Annotated in this window: 21 protein-coding genes; 12 read left to right on the top strand and 9 right to left on the bottom strand. The window is 69.6% G+C overall.

All coding sequences use genetic code 11. The features are described from left to right. The first annotated feature begins 44 nt into the window (after window positions 1–44). Together ACT3UL_RS17095 and ACT3UL_RS17090 are read left to right on the top strand one after the other, a co-directional pair. Complete coding sequence (locus tag ACT3UL_RS17095) at window positions 45–2,546, top strand: phosphoketolase family protein (protein ID WP_444579566.1); 2,502 nt, start codon at window positions 45–47, stop codon at window positions 2,544–2,546. Window positions 2,547–2,586: 40 nt separating this feature from the next. After that, window positions 2,587–2,901, top strand: coding sequence for an acylphosphatase (locus ACT3UL_RS17090; RefSeq protein ID WP_444579565.1), 315 nt, complete (start codon window positions 2,587–2,589; stop codon window positions 2,899–2,901). Between the two features lie 13 nt (window positions 2,902–2,914). Here the strand turns inward: ACT3UL_RS17090 and ACT3UL_RS17085 are convergent, their stop codons facing one another. Together ACT3UL_RS17085 and ACT3UL_RS17080 are read right to left on the bottom strand one after the other, a co-directional pair. Next, complete coding sequence (locus ACT3UL_RS17085) at window positions 2,915–4,084, bottom strand: MFS transporter (RefSeq protein ID WP_444579564.1); 1,170 nt, start codon at window positions 4,082–4,084, stop codon at window positions 2,915–2,917. A 224-nt stretch (window positions 4,085–4,308) separates the two neighbouring features. Continuing rightward, window positions 4,309–4,956, bottom strand: coding sequence for an SDR family oxidoreductase (locus ACT3UL_RS17080; RefSeq protein ID WP_444579563.1), 648 nt, complete (start codon window positions 4,954–4,956; stop codon window positions 4,309–4,311). Window positions 4,957–5,150: 194 nt separating this feature from the next. Here ACT3UL_RS17080 and ACT3UL_RS17075 point away from each other — a divergent pair, with 194 nt between their 5' ends. Then, the gene (locus ACT3UL_RS17075; RefSeq protein WP_444579562.1) at window positions 5,151–6,233 is read left to right on the top strand and encodes a DUF808 domain-containing protein; all 1,083 of its coding nucleotides are present in this window, start codon (window positions 5,151–5,153) and stop codon (window positions 6,231–6,233) included. Between the two features lie 96 nt (window positions 6,234–6,329). Beyond that, complete coding sequence (locus ACT3UL_RS17070) at window positions 6,330–7,910, top strand: glycoside hydrolase family 10 protein (protein ID WP_444579561.1); 1,581 nt, start codon at window positions 6,330–6,332, stop codon at window positions 7,908–7,910. Window positions 7,911–7,979: 69 nt separating this feature from the next. Here the strand turns inward: ACT3UL_RS17070 and ACT3UL_RS17065 are convergent, their stop codons facing one another. Beyond that, entirely contained in the window at window positions 7,980–8,654 is a 675-nt protein-coding gene (locus ACT3UL_RS17065) for a response regulator (protein WP_444579560.1), read from the bottom strand. Further along, window positions 8,651–9,895 (bottom strand): sensor histidine kinase, encoded by a 1,245-nt coding sequence (locus ACT3UL_RS17060; RefSeq protein WP_444579559.1) that lies wholly within the window; start codon window positions 9,893–9,895, stop codon window positions 8,651–8,653. The genes ACT3UL_RS17065 and ACT3UL_RS17060 overlap by 4 nt, the downstream gene beginning before the upstream one ends. A gap of 124 nt (window positions 9,896–10,019) precedes the next feature. On the opposite strand from ACT3UL_RS17060, the gene ACT3UL_RS17055 reads away from it, so the two are divergent. Together ACT3UL_RS17055 and ACT3UL_RS17050 are read left to right on the top strand one after the other, a co-directional pair. Continuing rightward, the gene (locus tag ACT3UL_RS17055; RefSeq protein ID WP_444579558.1) at window positions 10,020–10,781 is read left to right on the top strand and encodes an ABC transporter ATP-binding protein; all 762 of its coding nucleotides are present in this window, start codon (window positions 10,020–10,022) and stop codon (window positions 10,779–10,781) included. Further along, the gene (locus ACT3UL_RS17050) at window positions 10,778–11,659 is read left to right on the top strand and encodes an ABC transporter permease subunit (RefSeq protein WP_193117938.1); all 882 of its coding nucleotides are present in this window, start codon (window positions 10,778–10,780) and stop codon (window positions 11,657–11,659) included. Before ACT3UL_RS17055 ends, ACT3UL_RS17050 begins: the two co-directional genes overlap by 4 nt. 50 nt (window positions 11,660–11,709) lie before the next feature. Here the strand turns inward: ACT3UL_RS17050 and ACT3UL_RS17045 are convergent, their stop codons facing one another. The 3 genes from ACT3UL_RS17045 to ACT3UL_RS17035 form a co-directional block, all read right to left on the bottom strand. Beyond that, window positions 11,710–12,141 (bottom strand): type II toxin-antitoxin system VapC family toxin, encoded by a 432-nt coding sequence (locus ACT3UL_RS17045; protein WP_193117937.1) that lies wholly within the window; start codon window positions 12,139–12,141, stop codon window positions 11,710–11,712. Continuing rightward, a complete protein-coding gene (locus ACT3UL_RS17040; protein ID WP_226850371.1) occupies window positions 12,138–12,386 on the bottom strand; it encodes a type II toxin-antitoxin system Phd/YefM family antitoxin in 249 nt (82 codons plus the stop codon). The genes ACT3UL_RS17045 and ACT3UL_RS17040 overlap by 4 nt, the downstream gene beginning before the upstream one ends. A 156-nt stretch (window positions 12,387–12,542) precedes the next feature. Beyond that, window positions 12,543–13,070: a phosphoribosyltransferase gene (locus ACT3UL_RS17035; RefSeq protein ID WP_193117936.1), complete on the bottom strand. Its 528-nt coding sequence runs from the start codon at window positions 13,068–13,070 to the stop codon at window positions 12,543–12,545. A 396-nt stretch (window positions 13,071–13,466) separates the two neighbouring features. Between ACT3UL_RS17035 and ACT3UL_RS17030 the strand changes: the two genes are divergently transcribed. The 4 genes from ACT3UL_RS17030 to ACT3UL_RS17015 all read left to right on the top strand — a co-directional run bounded on the left by ACT3UL_RS17030 (window position 13,467) and on the right by ACT3UL_RS17015 (window position 18,525). Beyond that, the gene (locus ACT3UL_RS17030; protein ID WP_444579557.1) at window positions 13,467–14,228 is read left to right on the top strand and encodes a DeoR/GlpR family DNA-binding transcription regulator; all 762 of its coding nucleotides are present in this window, start codon (window positions 13,467–13,469) and stop codon (window positions 14,226–14,228) included. Then, a complete protein-coding gene (locus ACT3UL_RS17025; RefSeq protein ID WP_444579556.1) occupies window positions 14,225–15,181 on the top strand; it encodes a 1-phosphofructokinase family hexose kinase in 957 nt (318 codons plus the stop codon). The genes ACT3UL_RS17030 and ACT3UL_RS17025 overlap by 4 nt, the downstream gene beginning before the upstream one ends. Window positions 15,182–15,258: 77 nt before the next feature. Next, window positions 15,259–17,418 carry a PTS fructose transporter subunit IIABC gene (locus ACT3UL_RS17020; RefSeq protein WP_444579555.1) on the top strand — a complete coding sequence of 720 codons (2,160 nt, stop codon included), beginning with the start codon at window positions 15,259–15,261 and terminating at the stop codon, window positions 17,416–17,418. Window positions 17,419–17,685: 267 nt separating this feature from the next. After that, on the top strand, window positions 17,686–18,525 hold the full coding sequence (locus ACT3UL_RS17015) for a YwaF family protein (RefSeq protein WP_444579554.1): 840 nt from the start codon (window positions 17,686–17,688) through the stop codon (window positions 18,523–18,525). Here the strand turns inward: ACT3UL_RS17015 and ACT3UL_RS17010 are convergent. Beyond that, window positions 18,473–22,051, bottom strand: coding sequence for a GH92 family glycosyl hydrolase (locus tag ACT3UL_RS17010; protein WP_444579553.1), 3,579 nt, complete (start codon window positions 22,049–22,051; stop codon window positions 18,473–18,475). The two genes, ACT3UL_RS17015 and ACT3UL_RS17010, sit on opposite strands and share 53 nt — an antisense overlap. Before the next feature lie 410 nt (window positions 22,052–22,461). Here ACT3UL_RS17010 and ACT3UL_RS17005 point away from each other — a divergent pair, with 410 nt between their 5' ends. Continuing rightward, window positions 22,462–22,959 (top strand): hypothetical protein, encoded by a 498-nt coding sequence (locus ACT3UL_RS17005; protein ID WP_444579552.1) that lies wholly within the window; start codon window positions 22,462–22,464, stop codon window positions 22,957–22,959. A 121-nt stretch (window positions 22,960–23,080) separates the two neighbouring features. Here the strand turns inward: ACT3UL_RS17005 and ACT3UL_RS17000 are convergent, their stop codons facing one another. Then, window positions 23,081–23,644: a thymidine kinase gene (locus tag ACT3UL_RS17000; RefSeq protein ID WP_444579551.1), complete on the bottom strand. Its 564-nt coding sequence runs from the start codon at window positions 23,642–23,644 to the stop codon at window positions 23,081–23,083. Between the two features lie 53 nt (window positions 23,645–23,697). On the opposite strand from ACT3UL_RS17000, the gene ACT3UL_RS16995 reads away from it, so the two are divergent. Continuing rightward, the gene (locus ACT3UL_RS16995) at window positions 23,698–24,348 is read left to right on the top strand and encodes a mismatch-specific DNA-glycosylase (RefSeq protein WP_444579550.1); all 651 of its coding nucleotides are present in this window, start codon (window positions 23,698–23,700) and stop codon (window positions 24,346–24,348) included. Window positions 24,349–24,366: the final 18 nt, after the last annotated feature.

Genomic DNA, 24,366 nt, shown 5'->3' with positions numbered 1-24,366 from the left:
CAGCCCCCAGGGGACCCTGATTTCTGATGCAGCAGGAAGGCGCCATGACCTCAACGAGGACCACCGCGAACACCACCACGAGCACCTGGCCGGACTCCCCCGCGCAGTCCCCCACCGAGGAGGAGCTGCACCGGATCCACGCCTGGTGGCGGGCCGCGAACTACCTCTCGGTCGGGCAGATCTACCTCAAGGACAACCCGCTGCTGCGCATCCCTCTGCAGCGCGAGCACGTCAAACCCCGCCTGCTCGGCCACTGGGGCACCACCCCGGGGCTGACCTTCCTCTACGCCCATGCGAACCGGGCGATCCGGCAGCGGGGCCTGCACGCCATGTACATCACCGGGCCCGGCCATGGCGGGCCGGGTCTGGTCGCGGCGAGCTACCTCGAGGGCACCTATTCCGAGGTGTATCCCGCCGTGAGCCCGGACGAGGACGGCCTGAAGCGGCTGTTCACGCAGTTCTCCTTCCCCGGCGGCATCCCCTCGCATGTCGCTCCGGAGACCCCCGGCTCGATCCACGAGGGCGGCGAGCTCGGCTACGCCCTCTCCCACGCCTACGGCGCCATGTTCGACCGCCCCGACCAGATCGCCTTCACCGTGGTGGGCGACGGCGAGGCGGAGACCGGTCCGCTGGCGACCTCCTGGCACTCCAACAAGTTCACGAACCCCCAGCAGGACGGGGTGGTGCTGCCGATCCTGCACCTGAACGGCTACAAGATCGCCAACCCCACCGTGCTGGCCCGCATCGGCGACGAGGAGCTCGAGGCGCTGATGCGCGGCTACGGGCACACCCCGCTGTTCTTCACCGGCGGGTTCCAGGACGAGGATCCGATGGCGGCGCACGAGCGCTTCGCCGCGGTGCTCGACACGGCGCTGGACCAGATCGCAGAGATCAAGCAGCAGGCGCAGGCCGATGCCGCGGCCGGCCGCGAGACGGAGCGGCCCGCCTGGCCGATGATCATCTTCCGCACCCCCAAGGGATGGACCGGGCCGAAGACCATCGACGGGCAGGTCACGGAGGGGTCCTGGCGCTCCCATCAGGTGCCGCTCGCGAGCGCCCGGGACACCGACGAGCACCTCGCCGACCTCGACGCCTGGCTGCGCTCCTACCGTCCCGAGGAGCTGTTCGACGAGGAGGGTCACCTGCTAGAGGAGATCGCCGCCACCGCTCCGAGCGAGCTGCAGCGGATGTCGGCGAACCCGGCCACCAACGGCGGCTCCGTGCTGGTCCCGCTGCGCCTTCCGGACTTCCGGGACCACGCCGTCGAGGTGCAGAATCCGGGGGCGTCGGTCTCCGAGGCCACCAAGGTGCTGGGCGCCTGGCTGCGGGACGTGGTGACCGAGAATCCCGAGAACTTCCGGATCTTCGGGCCCGACGAGACCGCCTCGAACCGTCTGCAATCGGTGTACGAGGTGACCGACAAGCAGTGGAACGCGGACTTCGAGCCGCACGACCGCGAGGAGCATCTGGCGCGATCCGGCCGCGTCATGGAGGTGCTCTCGGAGCACCAGTGCCAGGGCTGGCTCGAGGGCTACCTGCTCACCGGCCGCCACGGCCTGTTCTCCTCCTACGAGGCGTTCATCCACATCGTCGACTCGATGGTCAACCAGCACGCCAAGTGGTTGAAGGTCACCAACGAGCTGGAGTGGCGCCGACCGATCGCCTCCCTGAACTACCTGCTCAGCTCGCACGTGTGGCGCCAGGACCACAACGGGTTCAGCCATCAGGATCCCGGGTTCATCGATCACCTGGTCAACAAGAAGGCCGAGATCGTGCGGGTGTACCTGCCGCCGGACGCGAACACGCTGCTGTCCACCTATGACCACTGCCTGCGCTCGCGCCAGTACGTGAACGTGGTGGTGGCCGGGAAGCAGCCCAACCCGAACTGGCTGAGCATGGACGAGGCCGTGGTGCACTGCGCGCGCGGGCTCGGGATCTGGGAATGGGCCGGCACCGAGGTGGACGGCGAGGAGCCGGACGTGGTGCTGGGCTGCGCCGGCGACATCCCCACCATCGAGACGCTCGCGGCCGCGAAGCTCCTCCGCGAAGCGATCCCCGGCCTGAAGGTCCGGGTGATCAACGTCGTGGACCTCATGCGCCTGCAGGAGGACACGGAGCATCCCCATGGCCTCTCCCCGGAGGACTTCGACGGGCTGTTCGGCGAGGACATCCCGGTGATCTTCGCGTACCACGGGTATCCCTGGCTGATCCACCGCCTGGCCTACCGCCACGACCGCAGCTCCCGGATCCACGTGCGCGGCTACAAGGAGGAGGGCACCACGACCACGCCCTTCGACATGCTCATGCTCAACGACTCCGACCGCTACCACCTGGTGATGGACGTGATCGATCGGGTCGAGGGCCTCGCCACCCGGTATGCGGGACTGCGCCAGCGGATGGTCGACGCTCGGCTCCAGGCACGGGCCCATGCCTACGAGCACGGCGAGGATCCGGCGCACATCGCGCAGTGGCAATGGGACGACAACGCGGACGAGGCGGGCGACGGCGCTCCCGCGCAGGCCCAGGACACCGGAGGCGACAACTGAGGCGGCCCGGCGCACGGCCGGGTGCGCCGGAAAGGCGGGGATGAGCACACAGCAGAGCCCGGAGCCGGCGAGCGGCTCAGAGGATGCACAGCGCCGGATCGTCCGCGTGCGCGGGCAGGTCCAGGGCGTCGGCTTCCGGATGGCGGCCGCCTCGGAGGCGGCGCGGCTCGGTGTGGCCGGCACCGTGCGCAATCTGTGGGACGGCACGGTCGAGGCCGACGTCGAGGGAACGCAGCACGCGGTCGAGGCGATGCTCGCCTGGCTGCGTCAGGGGCCGACGAGCGCGCACGTGAGCGGGATCGACGTGCGCCCGGAGGCACCGCGCGGGGCGGCCTCGTTCCGGATCACCGGCTGACCCGCCGGCTAACTCAGGCGCGGACACGACCCCGCGGCGCGGTGCGCAGATAGTTCACCGCGACCAGCACGCCGGCGGTGATCATCACCGTGGAGGTCACGATCAGCGCGGTCTGGCCGGCAGAGTCGATGATCAGGCCGCCCACCAGAGCTCCCCCGGCGATCGCGGTGTTGAACACGGCGCTGTTCAGCGCGGTGCCCTCCTCGATCACCTCCGTGGCCTGGGTGTTGACGAACGCCTGGATCGCCACCGAGATCGCGCCGACGAACAGACCCCACAGCGGCATGATCGCGAGCGCCGAGGCGGGGCTGCGCATGAGCACGAGCACGGCCAGAAGGGCGATGCCCATCCCGGCCGAGACGACGAGCACGCCCCAGGGGGCGCTGCGGCTCAGCAGCGGGGCGACGGCGAAGTTGCCGATCAGCCCAGCGATGCCGAACACCAGCAGCATCAGCCCGACCTGGGTGACCGGCACTCCGGCACGCTCCAGGAGGATGGGGCTCACATACGCATAGGTGATGAACTGTGCGACCACGACAAGCGTGGTGAGCGCCACCGCGTAGCGCACTCCGCGGGTGCGGGCGGCGGCGAGCATCATCGACGGCGTCACCTTCACCGGCGAGCGCACCGGCGTCACGAGGACCAGGATCAGCACCGCGACCACTGCCGCCGCGACGCCCACCACCACGAACGCGGTGCGCCAGCCCACGTGCGTGCCGATCCAGGCGGCGACGGGGACGCCCAGCACCAGGGCCGCGCCCGCGCCGCCGAAGGCGACGGTCAGGGCCCGGGAGGTGTGCTCGCGGGGCACCTGGCCGATGGCCACGATGGCCAACACCGCCCAGTACAGGCCGATGGAGATCCCGGCGAGGAGGCGGGCGATCAGGAGCACCGCGAAGGTGGGCGCCACGGCGCTGAGGAGGCTGGAGAGGACCACGGAGACCAGGGCGATCACCAGCACGAGGCGGCGATCCAGCCCGCGCACGATCACCGGGGTGAGCACGGCGACGATGCCGGCGAGAACTCCGGGGACGGTCACGGCGAGGCCGGCCACGCCGGCGCTGACCCCGAGGTCCGGTGCCATCACGCTGAGGACGCCGATGGGCAGCTCCTCGATCGTGATGAGGATGAAGATGCCCAGGGCGAGTGCGACGACCCCGCCCCACCGTCGTGCGCTGTCCACTGCTGCTCCTCGGGCCGGGCCCGGTGTTCCGCCGGGCAAACTCCTCCACGATAGGGCACTGCCCCTCGGACAGCCGATGGCCCCGGGGCGCTGAGTGCGGGGACTCGCGCTGCCGGGGCCGTCGGGATCCGTGATCGTCCGGTGTCCGGGTCGTCCCGGACGGGACGACCCGGAGGGGACGATCAGTCAGTGCCGGTCAGGCACTGCCGATCAGGTCATGCCGATCAGACGGCGGCGTCGAAGGCCGCGCCGATCTCCTGCTCACCGTCGTTGTAGGTCAGGAACTTCCCGACGGTGCCGGGGCGCTCGAGCGCCGCGCCGATGGTGCGGGCCACGTTCCCGCGCGAGACCGTGCTGCTCTCGGACGCGGTGGCGTCGATCCGCCCGGTGGGCTCCTCGAGGGTGAGACCGGAGGGGCCGAGGATGGTCCACTCCAGGTCAGTGCCCTGCAGGTGCGCGTCGGCCTGGGCCTTGGCCTCGGCGTAGGCGAAGAACGGCTCGTCCTCGGGCACGCCGTGCTCGAGGCTCGCGCCGAAGTAGCTGATCATCACGTAGCGGGTGGCGCCGACGCGCTGGGCCGACTCCATCGACGCGATCGCCGCATCCCGGTCCACAGCCCACGTGCGCTGCGGGCTCCCGCCGCCGGCGCCGGCCGTCCACACCACCGCGTCCTTGCCGCGCAGCAGCTCGTCCCAGCCGTCGGCGTCGAGCGATTCGATGTCCGCCACGACCGCCTTGGCCCCGGTGGCCTCGATCTCCGAGACCTGATCGGGGTTGCGGATCACTGCGTGGACGGTGTGACCCGCCTCCACGAGCAGCGGCTCCGCGAGCAGCGCGACCTTGCCATGTCCTCCGATAAGTGCAATATCCATACCTCCACCTTCGCACCGTCATCTGCGCACGTCGAGGCCGGGCCGTCCAGGTTCACTCCTGGTGGAATGCCTCGCGGTCCGCACGGCGCTCCGCGCCGTCGACGCGCACGCCCGTGCACCGCGCTCGTGGCGCTGCCGATATCCTGGCCGCGGTCGCCATCGGGCGTCCGATCCCTCGGGGGAAGGAACCTCGCATGGCCGGTGGACTCGCCGCACTTCTCGACGACGTCGCAGCGCTCGCGCGGCTCGCCGCCGCCAGCGCCGACGATGTCACCGCAGCCTCCGCGAAGGCGGGCTCCAAGGCCATGGGCGTGGTGATCGACGACGCTGCCGTGACGCCGCAGTACGTGAAAGGGCTCGAGCCCAAGCGCGAGCTGCCGATCATCTGGCGGATCACCAAGGGCTCCTTCCGCAACAAGCTGATCTTCATCCTCCCGGTCCTGCTTCTGCTCAGCGCCTTCGCTCCCTGGGCGCTGACTCCGATCCTCATGCTCGGCGGCCTCTATCTCAGCTTCGAGGGCGCCGAGAAGATCTGGGAGCTCGTCAGCGGGAAGCCCAAGAAGGCACCGGCGGCCGCAGAGGGTGCCGGCGCCGAGGACAAGATCGTCTCGAGCGCAGTGCGCACCGACCTCATCCTCTCCGCCGAGATCATGGTCATCTCCATGAATTCGATCGATGCCGACTCGCTGTGGGCACGCGCGATCGTGCTCGTGCTCGTGGCCATCGGTATCACCGTCCTCGTCTATGGGGCCGTCGGCATCCTCGTGAAGATGGATGACGTCGGGCTGGCCATGGCGGCTGACGACAACTCCGAGTTCAAGCAGAAGTTCGGCCGCGGCCTGGTCGGCGCGATGCCGAAGATCATGAACGTGATCAGCTACGTGGGCATGGTCGCGATGCTGTGGGTGGGCGGGCACATCCTCCTGGTCGGCACCCACGACCTCGGCCTCGCCCAGCCCTACGGCTTCGTGCACCACCTCGAAGGCGCCGTCGCCGGCATCGCCGGGGTGGGCGCAATCCTCGGCTGGCTCATCAACACCGCCTTCTCCTTCGTGTTCGGCCTGATCATCGGCGGCATCATCGCCGTGATCCTGCACTTCCTGCCCTTCGGGCATCACGACGAGGACGGGCATGACGGCAGCGGGCACGCCGGGGACAGCGCCGGCCAGCACGACGCCGGCCAGCACGGCACCGTGGAGAGCACTGAGAGCACTGAGAGCGCCGAGAGCGCTGAGAGCTCCGACGCCGGCTCAGAGAGTCACGACGCGAAGGGCTGACCCCAGGGCTCCCGGCATCGCAACGGTGCTTGCCCGGCCTCCCAGGCCGTGCGACCGTTGGTGACCACCGTCATCGACCGAGGAGTCCACAGCGCCGTGCATCCTGTCGATCGCCGTTCCTTCCTGTCCCTGTCCACCCGGGCCGCCGTCGGCGGAACCGCAGTCACCGCCGCGGCGGCCGCGTCGGCGGTACCGGCTGTTGCCGCTTCTGCGCCCGCTGCCCCTGGGGAGGACCCCGCTCCCCCGCCCTCCCGGGAGTTCCGCGCCATGTGGCTCTCCTCCGTGGTCAACATCGACTGGCCCTCGAAGCCCGGACTCAGCGTCGAGGAGCAGAAGGCCGAGTACATCGCCTGGCTGGACCGCGCCCGGGAGCTCGGGCTGAACGCGGTGATCGCCCAGGTGCGGCCCACAGCGGATGCCTTCTGGCCCTCCCGCTTCGAACCCTGGTCGGTGTACCTCACGGGCACTCAGGGGCAGGATCCCGGCTACGATCCGCTGGCCTTCCAGATCGAGGCGGCCCACGAGCGCAACATCGAGTTCCACGCCTGGTTCAATCCCTATCGGGTCGCCATGAGCGAGACGCCGGACCTGGTCGCGGATCATCCGGCCCGGGTGCACCCCGGGTGGGTGTGGCCCTTCGGCGGGAAGCTCTACTACGACCCGGGCCTGCCCGAGGTGCGCGCCTTCGTGCAGGACGCGATGATGGATGCGATCTCGCGGTACGACGTGGACGGCGCCCACTTCGACGACTACTTCTATCCCTACGCGATCGCCGGGAAGGAGTACCCGGACCAAGCCACGTACGACGCCCAGTCCGATGGCGCCACCTCGATCGAGGACTGGCGCCGGGAGAACATCAACTTGCTGGTCAGCGAGATGCATGAGCGGATCCATACGGAGAAGCCGTGGGTGCGCTTCGGGATCAGCCCGTTCGGGATCTGGCGGAACTCCACGAGCGATCCGGAGGGGTCGGACACCTCGGGATCGGAGAGCTACGAGATCATCTGCGCGGACTCGCTGCGCTGGGTGCGCGAGGGCTGGGTGGACTACATCAACCCGCAGATCTACTGGCAGTTCGGCCACCCCGCCGCGGACTACGAGACCCTCGTGAACTGGTGGGCCGAGAAGGTCGAGGGCACCGATGTGGGCCTGTACATCGGCGAAGCCGCCTACAAGGCGATCAGCGGAGTGTTCCCCGAGGTCACAGAGCTGGGCGATCACGTCGATCTGACCCGCAGCCTGGACGCCGTGGACGGCAACGTGTATTTCAGCGCGGCGAGCCTGCGCGATGACACCACCGGTTCGGTCGACGACCTCGTCCAGCGCCACTATCAGCACCCGGCGATCGTGCCCGAGCTCGAGATGGTGCCCGGTGAGGCTCCCGGTGCGCCGACCGTGCTGGTGGTGCGCCGCACGGAGGACGGGGTGCAGGTGCGATGGAGAGGGCACGGAGCCGCCAGCTACGCCCTGTGGCACCTGCCCACCGCCGACGTGACCGACGAGGCTCTCGCCGACGGGCGGAATCTGGTGGCGACCGTGCGCGCGGACCGGGGCTCGCAGGCGCTCGTGCACCTCGAGGCCGAGGGCGCCGACGGCAACGGGTACTACGCGGTCACGGCCTACGACCGCACCTGGCACCAGAGTGCGCCCTCGAAAGCAGTGCGGGTGCGCGGCTGACTGCGGCACCGGCCACTGTCCAGCCCACGATTCGATATGAGGACGTCGGGCACGTGGAGGCCCGCCGGCTCACCGCGTTCCCGCTCCATCCTCACGGTTCCAGTGGGGATTCTGATGCGACCAAATAGCGGCCTGGACGCGGTCACGGACGCCGAGCTTGGCGATGATGCGTGAGACATGGGTCTTCACCGTACCGACCTCCACGAACAGGCTCTCTGCGATCTCGGCGTTGCTCTGTCCGTCAGCGAGGGCGGTGAGGACGTCGCTCTCCCGAGCAGTCAGGTCGGGCAGCGGCAGAGACGATTTTTTGGCTGGCCTCCGGCGGGCGAACTCGCGGATCACGCGGCCGGTCACCGCAGGAGAGACCAGTCCGTCTCCGGCCGCAGCAGCCCTCACTGTGAGGGTCAGATGCGTTGGATCGGCATCTTTGAGCAGGAATCCCGCAGCCCCATTCTCCAGCGCCCCGAAGACATATTCGTCGAGATCGAAGGTCGTGATCACGAGGACGGGCACCGGCCGCCCAGCGGTCGGATCAGAGAGCTGAGCAGTCGCAGTGAGGCCGTCGCCCCCGGGCATCCGCACGTCCATCAGCACGACGTCAGGTCGCAGTCGGCAGGCACGTTCGACGGCTTCTTGGCCATTGGAGGCTTCACCCACGACCTCGATGTCGCCGTCGACTTCGAGAAAAGTGCGAAGCGAGCGACGGACGCTGGGCTGGTCATCAGCGATCAGCACGCGGATCATGCGTTCCCCCCGACGGCGTAAGCCTGATCAGCAGATGGCTGGTTCGGCAGTGTGAGCGCTACAAGCCAGTCACCGTTCGGTGTGGGGGCGGCCTCCAGCGTCCCGCCCAGGAGCGTGGCTCGTTCGGCCGCACCGATCAGCCCGTAGCCCGTGCCCGTGTTCCGGAAGCGCTTCGGCGACGATCGCTCCTCACTGCCGAGGTGCTGACTGGTCGGATTGGTGACGGTCAATTGCACGCGGTCGCTATCGGCGTCGAGGGCGACGGTGACCGTGTGTCCCGGGGCATGGGCATCGGCGTTGAGCAGAGCTTCCTTCAAGATGCTGAGCACCGTGGAGGATGCGGCGTCGCCCACGCTGGCAGGCACCCGGACGTGCGGATCCACGGTGAGTCCCCTTTCCCTGGCTACGGCGGCGATGAGTTCGCGGGCAGCCTCGTCGAGGGGCATGCGGGTCGGGTCGTCGACATCGTCCTCCCGCAGAGCACGGACCACCGTGCGCATGGTGTCCAGGGCCCGTGCGGTCTTCTCCTCCACCTCGGTGAGGATCGGCTCGTCGCTGGTGAGCCGCAGTGCCCGAAGGGAAAGCAGGACGTCCATGACCTCATGGGCTGCGAGGTCATGCAGATCGCGAGCGAGACGGTTGCGTTCCGTCGCGATGGCCTCGGCATTCACCGCGCGCGAGTGCTTCTCGACCAGCCAGGCGCGCTCAGCAGCGTCGCAGGCACGCTGCCGTTGGAGACGGAATCCGTACCCCACCGCAGAGCATGCGACGAAGAAGAAACCGATATCCAGCGTGACCAGACCAATCTCGGGCACTGTGACCCCCAGTCCGTTCCGGACGGCGAGCCCCACTTTCAGGAAGGTACCGAGCAGCCACCCAGACGCCACGACGATCAGCCCGAGTCGAAACGGCGCATACGCGGCAACGGCGTAGACGCTGAACCAGAGCGACAGTGTGAACGCCGCACTGCCGGTCTGTCCGATCAGTATCGAGCTGGCGAGAAAGACCAGCAGCACCCCGGCGAACACCATCAGCGGGTACCGCCGATGCCACCACAGCAGGCCGGCGGCCAGCGTGTTGACCACGAGAAACACGACGTACCGTGCGACTCCACCGTCGATGATGTAGTCGTGGATCGCCCACAGATACAGGGCACCCACAGCCACGCTCAAGGCGCCGACCGCCAGGACGACGAGGGTGTCGTACCTGCCGGTGCTACCGGTCGAAGTCGCCGAAGACATGCCCCCATGATGTCTGAGTGCGGGGAGATCGGCATCTGTCGGAGGATGGACTTCTCGCGGCGTCCCCGGGAAATCTGTCTTGCGACAGATGTGCCGTGGGCTCCGACCCCGACACGCTGGACGCATGAATGATGAAGCCGATGCTCCGCCACCGCTGTCCGGTCTCGCGATCGAGGTCCAGGGCCTCAGCAAGAGGTTCAGCGATCGCGACGTTCTCCGCGATATCTCGTTCGCGGCCCGCCCGGGTCGCGTTACTGGATACCTGGGTCCGAACGGCTCGGGCAAGACCACGACCATTCGCATACTGCTGGCGCTCACCGCTGCCGCCACAGGCTCTGCCACCTTCGGCGGCTACCCGTACCGGGCGATCGCGCACCCCGGGCGGTCGGTCGGCGTGCTCCTGGAGAACGCCGGCCTGCACCCAGGTCTGACGCCGACCAAGCAGCTGCGCATCGCGTGCGCCGCAACCCACACCTCGAGGTCGCGGATACCCCGCGTGCTTCACGAGGTGGGACTGTCCGAGGTCGCGAACCGGAAGATCAGGACTTTCTCGCAAGGCATGCGGCGACGACTCGGTCTTGCCCTCGCGCTGCTTCCGGAGCCGAGCACACTGATCCTCGATGAGCCGGCCAACGGGCTCGATCCGGAGGGCATGATCTGGATGCGCACCCTCCTGCGCGACTACGCAGACCGCGGAGCCACCGTGCTGCTGACCAGCCACGTCCTGGCAGAACTTGATCGGTTCATCGACGACGTCGTCATCATCGGCAGTGGTCGCATTCTGGCCGAGACGACCCTCGGCCAGCTGCCCGAAGGCGTCGACCTCGAAGCCTTCTACCTCTCCACACTCCATACAGCCTCTGCCACGCAGGAGGTGGGAGCGTGATCGCCAGCGAACTGCTTCGCCTCCGCTTCTCGCTCGTCGCGAGGATCATCGGGATCCTCGTCGTCGCCGAGGCCGTATTCATCGGGCTGCTCCTTGTCCTGCTGCCCTCGATCATCGACGGGCTGATCGCCCTGAACGAGGTCATCCCGAATGCCACTGACGCCGACCAACTCGACCCGTCCCAGCTCGCTGCGTTAAGCCTCGACGCTCCCGCAACCCAAGAAGTCATCATCGACCTGCTGGGCAACTCTGGAACCGGCAGCGGCCTCCCCGCCATCGCAGCCCTGCTCATCGGTGCGTTGACCATTACCACCGAACACCGGCGCGGATCGCTCACCGCCAGTGCCCTCGCCGAACCCCGCCGGGCGCAGCTGCTGCTCGCCAAGATGACCGCTCTCGCCCTCACGGTGATCGCTGGGGTCGTCGTGCTCGTCGTGATCCGGGGCCTCCTGCTCACCATCGGCCTCGCCATCCACGGCGCGCCACTGCAACTCGACACCGTCGCGCTGGCCGGGCTATGGGGCAAGGGCGCTCTCGCTCTCGTTCTCTATGCCGCGATCGGATTCGCCATCGGCTTGCTCGCTCGCAGCCCGGTCACGGTGATCATCGTGCTCGGAGCGGCGATCATCGTCGAAAGCGTCATACGGCCGATCACGCTCCTCATCGTCGGCACACCCAACCCCGCACTCTTTCTTCCGTTCGGCCTCGTTCCCGACATCAGCGGAACAAACCCGCTAGCCGCGCTCACCGGGTCAACGGTGACGACCACAGGAATCACACCGATCACAGCCATGCTGGCCTTGGCCGCCTGGGCGATCATCGCTGCCGCTGTGGCATCGATACGCTTCGTCCGAACAGACGCCCCGGACCTCCAGTGAGGACACGATGACAGCACGGCTCGGGTCTCGCGTCTCGCCGCTGGTGGTGTCTACCCGTCCTCGCGTCGTCCCCACGGATCGATGAGCGCGACATCCAACTGCTCGAAATCCTTGACGTTGCGCGTCACCACGGTCAAGGCGTGGACTGCCGCCGTGGCGGCGATCATGGCGTCCCGCTCTGGACTCGGATCAGGAACATGCAGCCGCGCCGCCCGCCGGGCCACGGCGAGATCCATGGAAAGGATTCGGCCCGCGAACACCTTGAGCAGATCATCCTCCAGCCATGTCTGCAGACGACCCGCCTGAGCAGGATCTCGACGAGCTAGTCGTCCGATCCCGATCTCGATCTCCATGATCGTCAGTACCGACAGGTACAGGTCTGACGGGGCACGGGATGCGACCCACGAGCGCACCATCGGGTCGGCCTTGTGCTCCGGTTTGCGAAGCTCGCTGACCACGTTCGTGTCGAGCAGATAGCTCACAGGTCAGGAACCCTCAGACCGACCTTGATCGGCTCGACGTCGAAGTCGACGTCATCGACCATGCTCAACCGCTCGACCAGATCTGCGCCGTCTTCTCCCAGACGTCGGTATTCCTCGATCGACAGGAGAACGAAGGCAGGCTCGCCGCGATCGGTGATCACGACCGGTCCATGACCGGCCTCGCGCTTGGCCGCGCTGACGTCGCGGTTGAACTGACCAGCACTTATCGTCGTCATCACGATCATCTCCGTCGTAGGTAGATACCTACTTTAGCTCGATCTCGCGATCGTAGCAATCTCTGCGCACCGCGCCCGCGCCCGAGGGCGGAAGAGCACTCATGCCCTGCCACCTGGGCGGATATCGCGGACGACATGAAGAAGCGCGCGTCCGTCCTCGGTGCGTCAGTCCGTCGCGGCGGCACCCTGGTTCGCGACCACCGGCGGCTCGGCCGACCACGGGAAGACGATCCACTCATCGGTGCGCCGCCACACGAAGTCTGGGGAGACGACGGAGGCGGACTTCGAGTACAGCACCGCACTGCGGGCGTCGGCGCCCTGCTCGCGCAGCAGGTCGAGCACGAGGGCGAGGGTGCGGCCGGAGTCGGCGACATCGTCGACCACGAGCAGTCGCTTGCCCTGGATCGACTCGTTGTCCAGCATCGGCGCGAGCAGAACCGGCTCGGGCAAGGTCTCGTGCACGTCGGTGTAGAACTCGACGTTGATCGCGTCGGCGAGCTTCAGGCCCAGGGCGTAGGAGAGGGACCCGGCCGGCAGCAGACCGCCACGGGCCACCGCGATGACGATCTCCGGCTCGAACGCAGAATCAGCGATGATCTGCGCCAGCTCCCGCGAGGCGGTGCCGAACAGCTCCCAGGTCAGGACCTCCTTGGTCGACAGCTCGGACGAGTCGGCATGGTAGGCCTGGGACATCTTTTCTCTTCTCCTCGGGGTGCGATCGACGCAGAGAGCAACGATGGTATCGGCCCGCATGCGCTCGAGCCCGCGCAGCGGGCGCCTGCGTGACGGTCGACTCGTCCGGACCGGCCTTCCACCGGTGGATCGCTGGCTGAGCTCTGGCTGATCTCCGGCTGCAGCGGCCCTGACCGCGCCCTGGCCCCGTCCCACCAGCACCTCCGCGCAGGATGCTGGCCGCGCCGTTCAGCTCGCCCGCCATCGCCCTGCTGCCCCCGACTCATGCATTCAGCCACACATTCCCACAGATATTAACTGTTGTTTCATGTGGCTTTGTGGCGTAGTGTGCGGTCATCTGCGGAGCCGAGGCTCGCTCGACGCCCGCGATCCCCCTTCGATGAGGCAGGTGATCCCATGTACGCCCGCGAACGCCAGCGACAGATCCTCGACACCCTCGCGCAGTCCGGCCGGGTCGCCGTCACGGACCTCTCCGCGCAGTTCGACGTCGCCACCGAGACCGTTCGGCGCGACCTCGACCAGCTCGCGGGACAGGGCTCGCTGACCCGGGTCCACGGCGGCGCAGTGCCCCGGCGCACCACCGAGGTCGAGCCCGACCTCGAGTCCCGCCGCACCACCAACGTCGACGTGAAACGACGGATCGCGACGGCCGCCGTGCGTCTGCTCCCCGCAGATCCGGGCGCCGCCGTGCTGATCGACGCCGGGAGCACCACCGCAGAGCTCCTCCCCCATCTCTCCGGTCGGCGCGGCCCCGTGATCACCAATGCTCCCGCGATCGCCCAGGGCGCTCTCGTCCACACCGATCTCGAGGTGCACGTGCTCCCCGGCCGCGTGCGCCCCACCACTCAGGCCGCCGTCGGCTCCTCGACGGTCGACGCGATCCGCCTCCTCCATCCCGAGGTGGCGTTCCTGGGCTGCAACGGCCTGGACGGCGAGGGGTTCACCACCCCGGACCCCGACGAGGCCGCGGTGAAGAACGCGATGGTCCGCTCCGCCGGGCTGCGGGTCGTCCTCGCCGATTCCTCGAAGGCCGGTTCCCGACACCTGGTGACCTTCGCGCGCGCCGCGGACATCGACACCCTCGTCACCGACGACGGCCTGCCGCCCGAGGTGCTGCGCCAGCTCACCGACGCCGGGGTCGAGGTGATCCGCGCATGATCGTCACCTTCACCGCGAACCCCTCGCTGGACCGCACCATCGACCTCGGCGGCCCGCTCGTCCCCGGCGGGGTGCACCGCATCGGCGCCGACAGCACCCAGCCCGGCGGCAAGGGCATCAACGTCGCGCTCGGCGTGCACCGCGCCGGGATCGACGTGACCGCGATCCTGCCGGCAGCCCCGTCGGATCCCCTGCTCACCCTCCTCGAGGCCGAGGAGCTCCCCCACCGCGCCGCTCCGATCCTCGGCCCGGTGCGCACGAACCTCACCGTGCTGTCCTCTCCCCAGGTCACCACCAAGCTCAACGAACCCGGCGCCACGCTCGGCGAGGAGGAGATCGCGGGGCTCGAGCAGCTGCTGATCTCTTGCGTCGGGGACGGGGACATCGTCATGCTCTCCGGCTCGCTCGCACCGGGGCTCCCGGCCGACGAGTACGTGCGCCTGATCGAGCTGCTGCAGGCGCGCGGCGCCCGCGTCGGCGTCGACACCTCGGATGCGCCGCTCGCAGCTGTTGCCGCAGCCCTTCCCGGCACTGCTCCGGACTTCCTCAAGCCCAATGCCGAGGAGCTCGGCCAGATCGTCGGCGTGTCCGGCGACGTGCTCGAGAGCCAGGTGAGCGATGGGAACCTCGAAGGCGTCCGCGACGCGGCTCTGAACCTCCACCACCGCGGTGTCGGAGCCGTGCTCGTGACCCTCGGCGCGGCCGGCGGACTGCTCGCCACCGAAGGCGCCGCCTGGTACTGCCCCTCGGCCTCCTCCCCCGTGGTCTCGACCGTCGGCGCCGGCGACTCCGCGACCGCCGGCTACCTGATCAGCCGCGAGCTCGGCGAGGCCCCCGGCCTGCGCCTGGCCCGCGCCCTCGCGTACGGGACGGCCGCCGTCGGCCTGCCCGGCACCACCATCCCCCGTCCCGATCAGGTCCGCATCGCTGCGGAGGGCGTCGTCCAGTTCTGATCCCTCCCCTTCCGCCCGTCCCTCCCTGTCTCTCCCCCGTCCCGCCCCCGCGGGACAGCCCGTTCGAAGGAGCACACATGCCCGGGTCACTGATGACCCCCGAGCTGGTCCGCCTGGAGGTGGCCCCTCCCGGTGACAAGCACGCCGTGATCGGCCTGATGGCCGATCTGATCTCCGCCACCGGCCGCGCGGACCGCGACGGCCTCGAGGCCGGACTGCTCAAGCGCGAGGAATCCTTCGCCACCGGCATGCCCGGCGGTTTCGCGATCCCGCACTGCCGCACCGAGGCGGTCCACGAGGCGGCACTGGGCTTCCTGCGCCTGTCCGAGCCGGTCGATTTCGGGTCGGCCGACGGGCCTGCGGACCTCATCATCGGCATCGCCGCCCCGGCGGGCACCGACGACCAGCACCTGAAGCTGCTCGCCCAGCTCTCCCGCGCCCTGATCCGTCCCGAGTTCCTCGCGGATTTGCGCGCCGCCAAGGAGCCCCAGGAGGTCTCCGACCTGGTGATGGGCGTGATCGAGCCCGAGCCGTCGGCGCAGCCAGCCGCCGCGTCGGGCGACGCGGCGGCCGCCGGATCTCCCGGCGCCGCCGGAACCGTCGGAGCCGTCGGAGCCGTCGGAGCCGTCGGAGCCGTCGGAGCCGTCGGAGCCGTCGGAGCCGTCGGAGCCGTCGCTGCAGGATCCACCGCGGCGTCGTCCGACTCCACGGCGGGCGACGCGCCCGTGCTGCTCGCGATCACCTCGTGCCCCACCGGCATCGCCCATACCTACATGGCGGCCGAGTCCCTCGAGAACGCCGCGAAGGAGAAGGGCGTCGAGCTGCACGTGGAGACCCAGGGCTCCGGCGGCATCACCCCGTTCACCGACGCACAGATCGCCGCCGCCAGCGCCCTGATCATCGCGGCAGACGTGAACATCTCCGGCCGCGAGCGCTTCGCCGGCCTCCCGCTGATCGAGCACCCGGTCAAGCGCGCCATCTCCCACGGCCCGCAGATGATCGACGAGGCCGTCGCGGCCTCCTCGGACCCCTCGGCCCGGCGCGTCCCGGCGGCATCGGGCAGCTCGGAGAAGGGCTCGGGATCCGCGTCCGGCTCCGGGAGCCAGCAGTCCTGGCCCAAGCGGATCCAGGCATCGGTCATGACGGGCGTGTCCTACATGATCCCATTCGTCGCGGCCGGCGGCCTGCTCATGGCGCTCGGCTTCCTCATCGCCGGATTCGACGTCGCCTTCGTGGCCCAGGACGTCGCCACCAGCTACTCGCTCACCTCGCTCCCGGACCACATGTCGTACGAGGCGGCGACGGGCCAGATGCTGACGGAGCGGGCGGGCCTCGCCCTCTACCTCGGCGCCGTGTTCTTCACCGTCGGCAACCTCGGCATGGGCTTCCTGGTCGCCGCCCTGTCCGGCTACATCGCCTACGGACTCGCCGGCCGTCCCGGGATCGCCCCCGGGTTCATCGGCGGCGCGGTCTCCGTGCTGGTCGGCGCCGGCTTCCTGGGCGGTCTGATCACCGGTCTCCTGGCCGGTCTCGTGGCCCTGTGGTTCACGACGCTGAAGCCGCCGCGGTGGCTCGCGGGCCTCATGCCCGTCGTGATCATCCCGCTGCTCACCACGCTCGTCGTGGGCGGTCTGATGCTGATGTTCCTGGGCCGTCCTCTCGCCTCGCTGATGACCGCGCTCCAGGACGGGCTGACCGGGATGTCCGGCTCCTCCGCGATCCTGCTCGGCGTGATCATCGGCCTCATGATGTGCTTCGACCTGGGCGGCCCCGTCAACAAGGCGGCCTACCTCTTCGCCACCGCGGGACTCTCGCAGGGCACCGAGGCCTCCTTCCAGATCATGGCCGCCGTGATGGCCGCCGGCATGGTGCCGCCGCTCGCGATGGCGCTGTCCACCGTGGTGCGCCGGAAGCTGTACACCCCGGTCGAGCGGGAGAACGGCACCACCGCCTGGCTGCTCGGCGCGGCCTTCATCACCGAGGGGTCGATCCCCTTCGCCGCGGCGGACCCGCTGCGCGTGATCCCCTCGATGATGACCGGCGGGGCGGTCACCGGCGCCCTGATCATGGCATTCGGCGTCGGCTCCCAGGCTCCGCACGGCGGCATCTTCGTCGCCTTCGCGATCAGCCCGATCTGGGGCTTCGTCCTCGCGGTCCTCGCCGGCACTCTCGTCGCGGCCGCCGTGGTCACCGTGCTCAAGGAGAGCTCGAGCAGGAAGCAGGCCCTGGTCGCCTGACTCCGACGGGGCCCATCGGCACGCACGAACCGTAGTTCCCGTAGTTCCCGTAGTTCCCGTACGACCTTGCGCAGAGCGCCCCGCCACGGCGGGGCGCTCTCGTAGTCTCGGATCTGATCGCCGCGACGGTGTCCTTGCCGCACAGCGCCGTCAGCCGCCAATCGGCAACCGGCAGCCGGCAGCCGGCAGCCGCCAACCCTCAGTGGTCAGCCGCCAACCCACGACGAACAGCGCGCAGTGCGGGCACGGATGCGAGGAGGGACAGCGATGCCGGGAACCGGGCCGAGCCAGGGCCTGCTCCTCGCAGGTCCGCTCGGGCAGATGCCTGCCTACGGGGGCGCGCATCTGAGTGCCCTCGCCCTGGTCGTCCTCGCAGCGATCGCTCTGGTGGTGTGGGCCCGGCGAGCGCACCCAGCAGTGGTGGACCGTTCGCTGCGAGTGGCCGGGTGGATCCTGCTGGCCAACAGCGTGCTCTGGACCGTGTGGGGTTTCCTGCCCTGGTCCTGGAACCTCGACGAGTCCCTCCCGCTGCACTTCTCCGACGCTCTGCGATTCATCGTGCCGCTGGCCCTGATCACCCGAGCACCCTGGGCGATCGTGGTGACCTACTTCTGGGGCCTGACGCTGAACATGCAGTCGGTGCTCACGCCGGACGTGAACTACTTCGTGTGGATACCGCTCGAATTCACCGAATACTGGATCGCCCACGCGAGCGGTGTCCTGGCACCCATCGTGCTGATCTGGGGTCTCCGCTTCCGGCCCACCTGGCGCGGCTATGGCGTCGCCTATGCGGCGACCGTGGCGTGGGCGGCTGTCGCCGTCGTCGGGAACGCGCTGACGGGCGCGAACTACGGCTACCTCAACCGCGCCCCCGCCGGCCCCAGCATCCTGGATGTGATGGGCCCCTGGCCGCAGTACCTGCTGGTCGAAGCCGTCGCGATCGCCGTGGTGTGGGCGCTGATGACCTGGCCGTGGAGCGCGCTCGACGCCCGGCACGGGACCCCAGCGGTCGACCCCGGTGCCCTGCTGTGCCGGCCGGTCACAGGGCGCGGCCTCAGGCCAGGAGCTCCAGCTCCGCCAGGCGCAACGGCCCCTGGGCGGTGGTGATCTCCAGGCGGTGGTGGGTGAACCCGCGCGGCGAGGGGATCTGGAAGGGGCGCGTCTGCCGGCGCCAACGGAAGCTCTGGTCCGTGCGCTCGTCCAGCAGCTCCCACGTCTCTCCGTCCTGCGACCCCTCCAGCCGCCAGGCGATCGGGTCCCCGCCGGTCTCCGCCGACGAGGTCAGGGTGAGGAACCGGGTCACGAGGGGCTCGCCCAGCTCGGGCAGGTCGATCACGACGCTCGAGGTGTCCCACGTCTGCTCGGTCCGGGAGTCGTCGTCCCGCAGCGGGTCCGAGGGATCCGTGCCGAAGAGGTCCCGCAGCGGCTGCGGGTGGTGCCCCACGGGGGTGGCCGACGGCGGCACGGCGCCCCAGTCCGAGGCCTCGGCGTCGGCCCGGGATCCGAGCGTGACGTGCAGGCGGCCGTGCAGGTCCTCGTGGTCGATCCAGGCATCGCGGTGCTCCGTGTCATCGAGGGTCATGCCCACGATGCAGTCGGCTCCGGCTTCGCGTGGCTCGGCGATCACGGTGAACGGCTCCCCGCCCAGCGGCTTGACGTGCACATGGTCGAACAGCGGGGCCACCAGGTGGTAGCGGCCGGTGCCGAGCTGCAGCGGGTACAGCCCCAGCGCGGTCAGCAGCCACCAGGCGCTCATCTCGCCGTTGTCCTCGTCCCCCGGATAGCCCTGCCCGATCTGCTCGCCCACGAACAGCCGACGGTGCACCTCGCGCACCACCTGCGAGGCGATCTCGGGGGTCCCGGCGTGGTGGTACAGGAAGGGGATGTGGTGCGAGGGCTGGTTGGAGACCCCGAACTGTCCCATCCGCACGGCGCGTGCCTCATCCATCTCGTGGATGACGTGGCCGTAGGTGCCCTTGAGGTCTGCTCGTTCCGGGGTGGAGAAGAACTCGTCGAGCTTCGCGCGCAGGAACTGCCGCCCTCCGTACAGTGCGGCGAGGCCCTCCCCGTCGTGCGGGACGTGGAACGCGAAGTTCCAGCCGTCGGTCTCGGTGAAGTCACCGCCCCAGGCACGCGGGTCGAACTCCTCGGGGCTCTGCGCGAAGGCGCCGTCGGCCCGCCGGCCCTGGAAGAAGTGGATGGCCGGGTCGAACAGCAGCGGGTAGTTCACGGAGCGGGCCCGCAGGTAGGCGGCCTCCTCGCGCAGCTGTGCGGCGTGCTGGTCGTCCTCCGTCGACGCCGCCAGCAGCTCGGCCTGGGCGGCGAGCCCGAAGTCGTTGATGTGGGCCTCGAGGGCCCACGACACGGATTCCTCGGTGTCGGTATCGACGTATCCCGTGAACACGGCCCGCTCGTTGCCCTTGCGCCCCACCTCGGTCATCGGCGGGGTCACGGTCGCGTTGCGCAGGCCCGACTCGTAGGCGGCGACCGGATCGGGCAGGGCCACCCCCTTGACGGCGAGATCGGCGAAGGCGACGTCGCTGCTGGTCCCGGTCATGCAGTCCGCGTAGCCGGGCGAGGACCAGCGGGCGATCCAGCCGCCCTCGCGGTACTGCTGCACGAAGCCGTCGGCGATCTCGGCGGCCACCTCCGGGTAGAGCAGCGCGTAGGCCGGCCAGGCGGTGCGATAGGTGTCCCAGAACCCGTTGTTGACGTGCAGCTTCCCGGGCAGCACCTGGGCGTTGGTGCGCGAATCGGTGGCGTCGCCCTTGGGCGGGCGCACCGGGCTCGCGTGCATCGGTGAGACCCGCTGAGCGGTCCCGGCGTTCTCCCACTGGGAGTTGGGGTAGAGGTTCAGGCGGTACAGGTTCCCGTACAGGGTGCGTCGCTGGGCCGGGGTCGCGGTTCCCGGCTCGATCACCCGCAGGCGCTCGGTCCACGCGGCGTGCGCGTCCCCGCGGACCTGCTCGAGGGATCGCCCCTGCACCTCCTGGGCGAAGGTGCGGCGTCCCTGCTCCACGCTGATGAAGCTGGTGACCAGACGCACCGTGACGTGCTCGGTGCCCTCGGCGAAGGTGAGCACGCTGCCGGTGGACTCGCCCTGCGCGGTGGCCACCGCGATCGGGGCCGGCTCCACCTCGGCCAGGACGAACATGCGGGTGGCCCCGTCGGCGCGCTCGAAGCCCTCGGCCAGGCTCGAGTCGACCCAGGCGCGCAGCGTGCCGTCGAACACGGCACCGGCCGCGTCGATGCGGCTGTGCTCGTCGACGCCCTCGAGCAGCAGGTGCGGGGTTCCTGCCTGCGCGGAGTAGTCGATCTCGCAGACGGCGCCGTGGTCGGTCGGTGCCAGTCGCAGTGCGGTCCCGCCGTCGAGCGCCACCTCGTAGAGGTCCGGGCGCGCCGTCTCCTGGGCGTGGTCGAAGCCCAGGGCGCGGGCGGCCGGGGTGGCGTCGGGAGCATCTCCCTGCATCGGCATGAGCACGAACTGGCTGCGATCCCCCATCCAGGGGCTGGGCTGGTGGGAGATCGCCAGGCCCTGCAGGCGGGGACGGTTGTCCTCCCCGTTGCGGCGGTGGTACTCGTACAGCCAGCGGCTGGTGCGCGCATCGGTCACCGGGGTGAAGAAGGCGAAGCCGTTGGGGACGGCGGTCAGCGGGAGGTTGTTGCCGCGGGAGAAGTCGCCGGAGGCGTACGTTCCGCGCCGAGTGTCCACCCAGGCCACGTAGTCCTCGAGGGGTGGGTCCGCGGGGAGCGGGCCGACGTAGGGGCCGTCGATCCAGCCGATCAGCTCCACGGGGCCGACGGGCTCAGCGGGGGCGACGGGCTCAGCGGGGCTGACGGACTCAGCGGGGGCGACAGGCTCAGCGGCGGCGCTGGCCTCGACCGGCTCCTCGCCAGTCTCCTCGCTGGTCTCCACCGCCGCAGGAGCGGTGACGCCGTCCGTCGCGATCGGGTCGGCGTCGTCCGTCGGACCGGAGTTCCCTTCGGCGTCGTCCTCGAGATCGGTCTCGTCGCCGAAGTCCCAGGATGAGATCTGCGACGCTCCGAGGGACGGATCGGTCTGCGCCAGGACCCGCCCCGACGGGTCGCTCCGCTCCAGGTCGATGTCCAGCAGGCTCGCGCCCGGACCCTCGGGGGCCGAGTCAGCGGTGAGGGTGTCCTCCGGCTGCCCGTCGACGGTGTCGACGGTGTCGGCAGGGATGGCGGCCACCAGCAGCACCTCGGCGATGGTGCGCCCGACAGCGGCGTCGAGTGCGACCTGCACGTCGTTCCACTGGTCGGCGTACAGGATCTTCCCCCCGCCGATCCCATCGGCACTGGCCGGGGTCCCGTACTGGTCGCGCGAGTCGAGCTCGGAGAGACGCGAACCGTCCTTGAACACGAGATCGATCGAGACGTGCGTGGCGCCCCAGGTCAGCTCCGCATCGAGCTGCGGGTACACGTAGAACCGCAGCACGTCGCCGCCTTCGATCGTGCGACCCACCGCGGAGGGCAGGCCGTCCAGCGCCGGCAGCGTCGTCTCAGCGCTCTCTCCGGCGCTGGCTTCGTAGCGCAGGGCGGAGGTCGCGAGGAACCCTGCGGCGTCCTTGCTGGTGGGCGAGCCGACGGGCCCCGGGTCTGCGGTGACGATCATGTGCACAAGGTTATCGACCGCGGCGGCCTCCAGGCACGTCCAGTCCAGCGCGGCGCGGCGAACCTGCCTCAGCGGGAGCCCGGTTGCGCAGGCTTCGTCGTCCGCCCCCACCCTCGTCCACAGGCACCAGATGTGCAGGCTCCGCCCTATGCGGCCGCCCTCATCACCTCACGCCCCCGGATGCGCCTCCCCGCCTCGGGAGAGAGATGCACGGCGGCGGGGCTATGGGCACCTCTCCCCAATCATGGGAGGCCAGAGCTGCGGAGCAAGAGCACTCCCCACCTCGGCAGGGAGGCGCACGGCGGCTTGGCTATGGGCACCCCTCCCCATCCGGGGCGGCACATGATGCCGCCCCGATGCGGAATACTGCAGGTGCAGGGACGACGATGCGAGCATTCGGGGGACACACCATGGCGTACGCGCAGGCATCACCGATGCCTCAGAAGGCTTCGCCGAAACGGCCGAAGCGGCCCACCTGGCATTGGCTCGTGCTGGGCGCTGTGGCCCTGCTCGGGCTGCTGCTGGTCGCGGCGCTCGCCCTCTTCATCGGGTGGAAGATCCTGGATCGTGGCAACCCGGAGGACACCCTCGATGACTTCTACAGCTCGCTGCAGTCCGCCGACTGCGACCTGTTCATGGAATCGACCACCGACGAGTTCCAGCAGGCGACCGGCCTGACCTCCTGCGACGTGTTCGACGCGAACATCTCCGGGGTCTCGGGCGTGAGCTACGAGGTCACCGATCGCACCAACCGTCAGGGCTACGCGATCTTCGAGGTCACCGAGACGTTCACCGAGAACGGTCAGTCGGAGTCGGTGGACACGCGCTTCTACGTGCGCCGCATCGACGGCCAGTGGGACCTCGACATCATCGAGGCCGTCGAGCCGGGCAGCGACCCGATCACCTGATCGGCCTGCCGCACCCCACACCGCGCACTGCGCACGGCACACCGCACGCCGCACGCCGCGCACCGCACACCGCACGCCGCACGCCGCACACCGCACACCGCACACCGCACACCGCACTGAGTCAGCGATGAGCGCGGCAGCGTGCCTGGTACAGCTCCGTGCCACCGATCTGCTCGGCCGTCGCCTGGAGCGCGTCCGCGTCGGAGTCGAGCAGACGGATGTGGAAGGCGGCGTCCGCCCCGCACACGGTGCATACCGCAGTCAGCTTCACGACCTCCTCCGCCTGCGCCATCAGGCTCGGGATCGGCTCGAAGGGTCCGCCGTCGTAGGTGACGCACAGCCCGGCGACCTCCACCTGGATCCCGGTCACGAGAATCTCCTCGACGACCGCGACGATGCTCGGGCCGAAGAACTGGGCCTCGTCGATCGCCACGAGGTCCGGGCGCTCCCCCGTGACCGCCTCGCGCAGGTCCTGAGCGCTCTGGAGCATCCTGGCAGGCACGGTGCGTCCGATGTGGGTGCTGAGCCTGTCCTGCCCGCCGCGGTCATCGAGCCGATGGCCGAACACCTCGACCTTCAGCCCGGCGAGCTCGGCGCGGTGCACACGACGCAGCAGCTCCTCGGTCTTGCCGGCGAACATCGGCCCGGCGATGACGTGGAGTCGGCCTGCCTCTGAGGGACGCATGCGATCACAGTACGCGCAGGCCGTGCCTCGGCGGCCCCGGATACAGTGCCCGGATGAGCATCCGGCGCGTCTCTCCCCTCGACGGGCGCAGGCCCACCCGTGACGATCTGGCCGCCTTCGCCGGCTCGGACGGATCCGCGCTCGAGGACGTGATGCCCGACCCCGATCATGGAGAGCGCCTACGACTGCTGATCGTCGGGATCAACCCCGGCCTGTGGACCGCCGCGGTCAACGCACCCTTCGCCCGGCCCGGCAACAGGTTCTGGCCGTCCCTGCACCGCGCGGGGCTCACCTCCCGCCTCGTCGATGCCTCGCGCGGGCTGGCGGAGCAGGACGAGCGCGAGCTGCGCGCACGAGGCATCGGCATGACGAACCTCGTGGCGCGCGCGACAGCACGCGCGGACGAGCTCAGCCGGGAGGAGCTGCGCGTCGGCGGCAGCGAGCTGGCCGCCCGCGCGGAGACCTCGCAGCCGCGTGCGGTCGCGATCGCAGGCATCACCGCGTTCCGCACCGCGTTCGGCCTGCCCCACGCCCGGATGGGTCGGCAGGACCCGGAGCTGGTCCCGGGCTGGCCCACGGAGGTCACCCTGTGGGTGATGCACCAGCCCAGCGGCCTGAACGCCCATGCGACGGTCGACTCCCTCGCCGAGACGTGGCGCGATGTCTCCCGCGACGCCGGCCTGGTGCTCGAGGACAGGGGCTGAGGTCGCGGGCCCCTGGGC

It is taken from the genome of Brachybacterium sp. 107, assembly GCF_052379725.1.
Lineage (GTDB): Bacteria > Actinomycetota > Actinomycetes > Actinomycetales > Dermabacteraceae > Brachybacterium.
The sequence above is the reverse complement of the archived record's forward strand: the minus strand, read 5'-3'. Positions and strand labels throughout refer to the sequence as shown.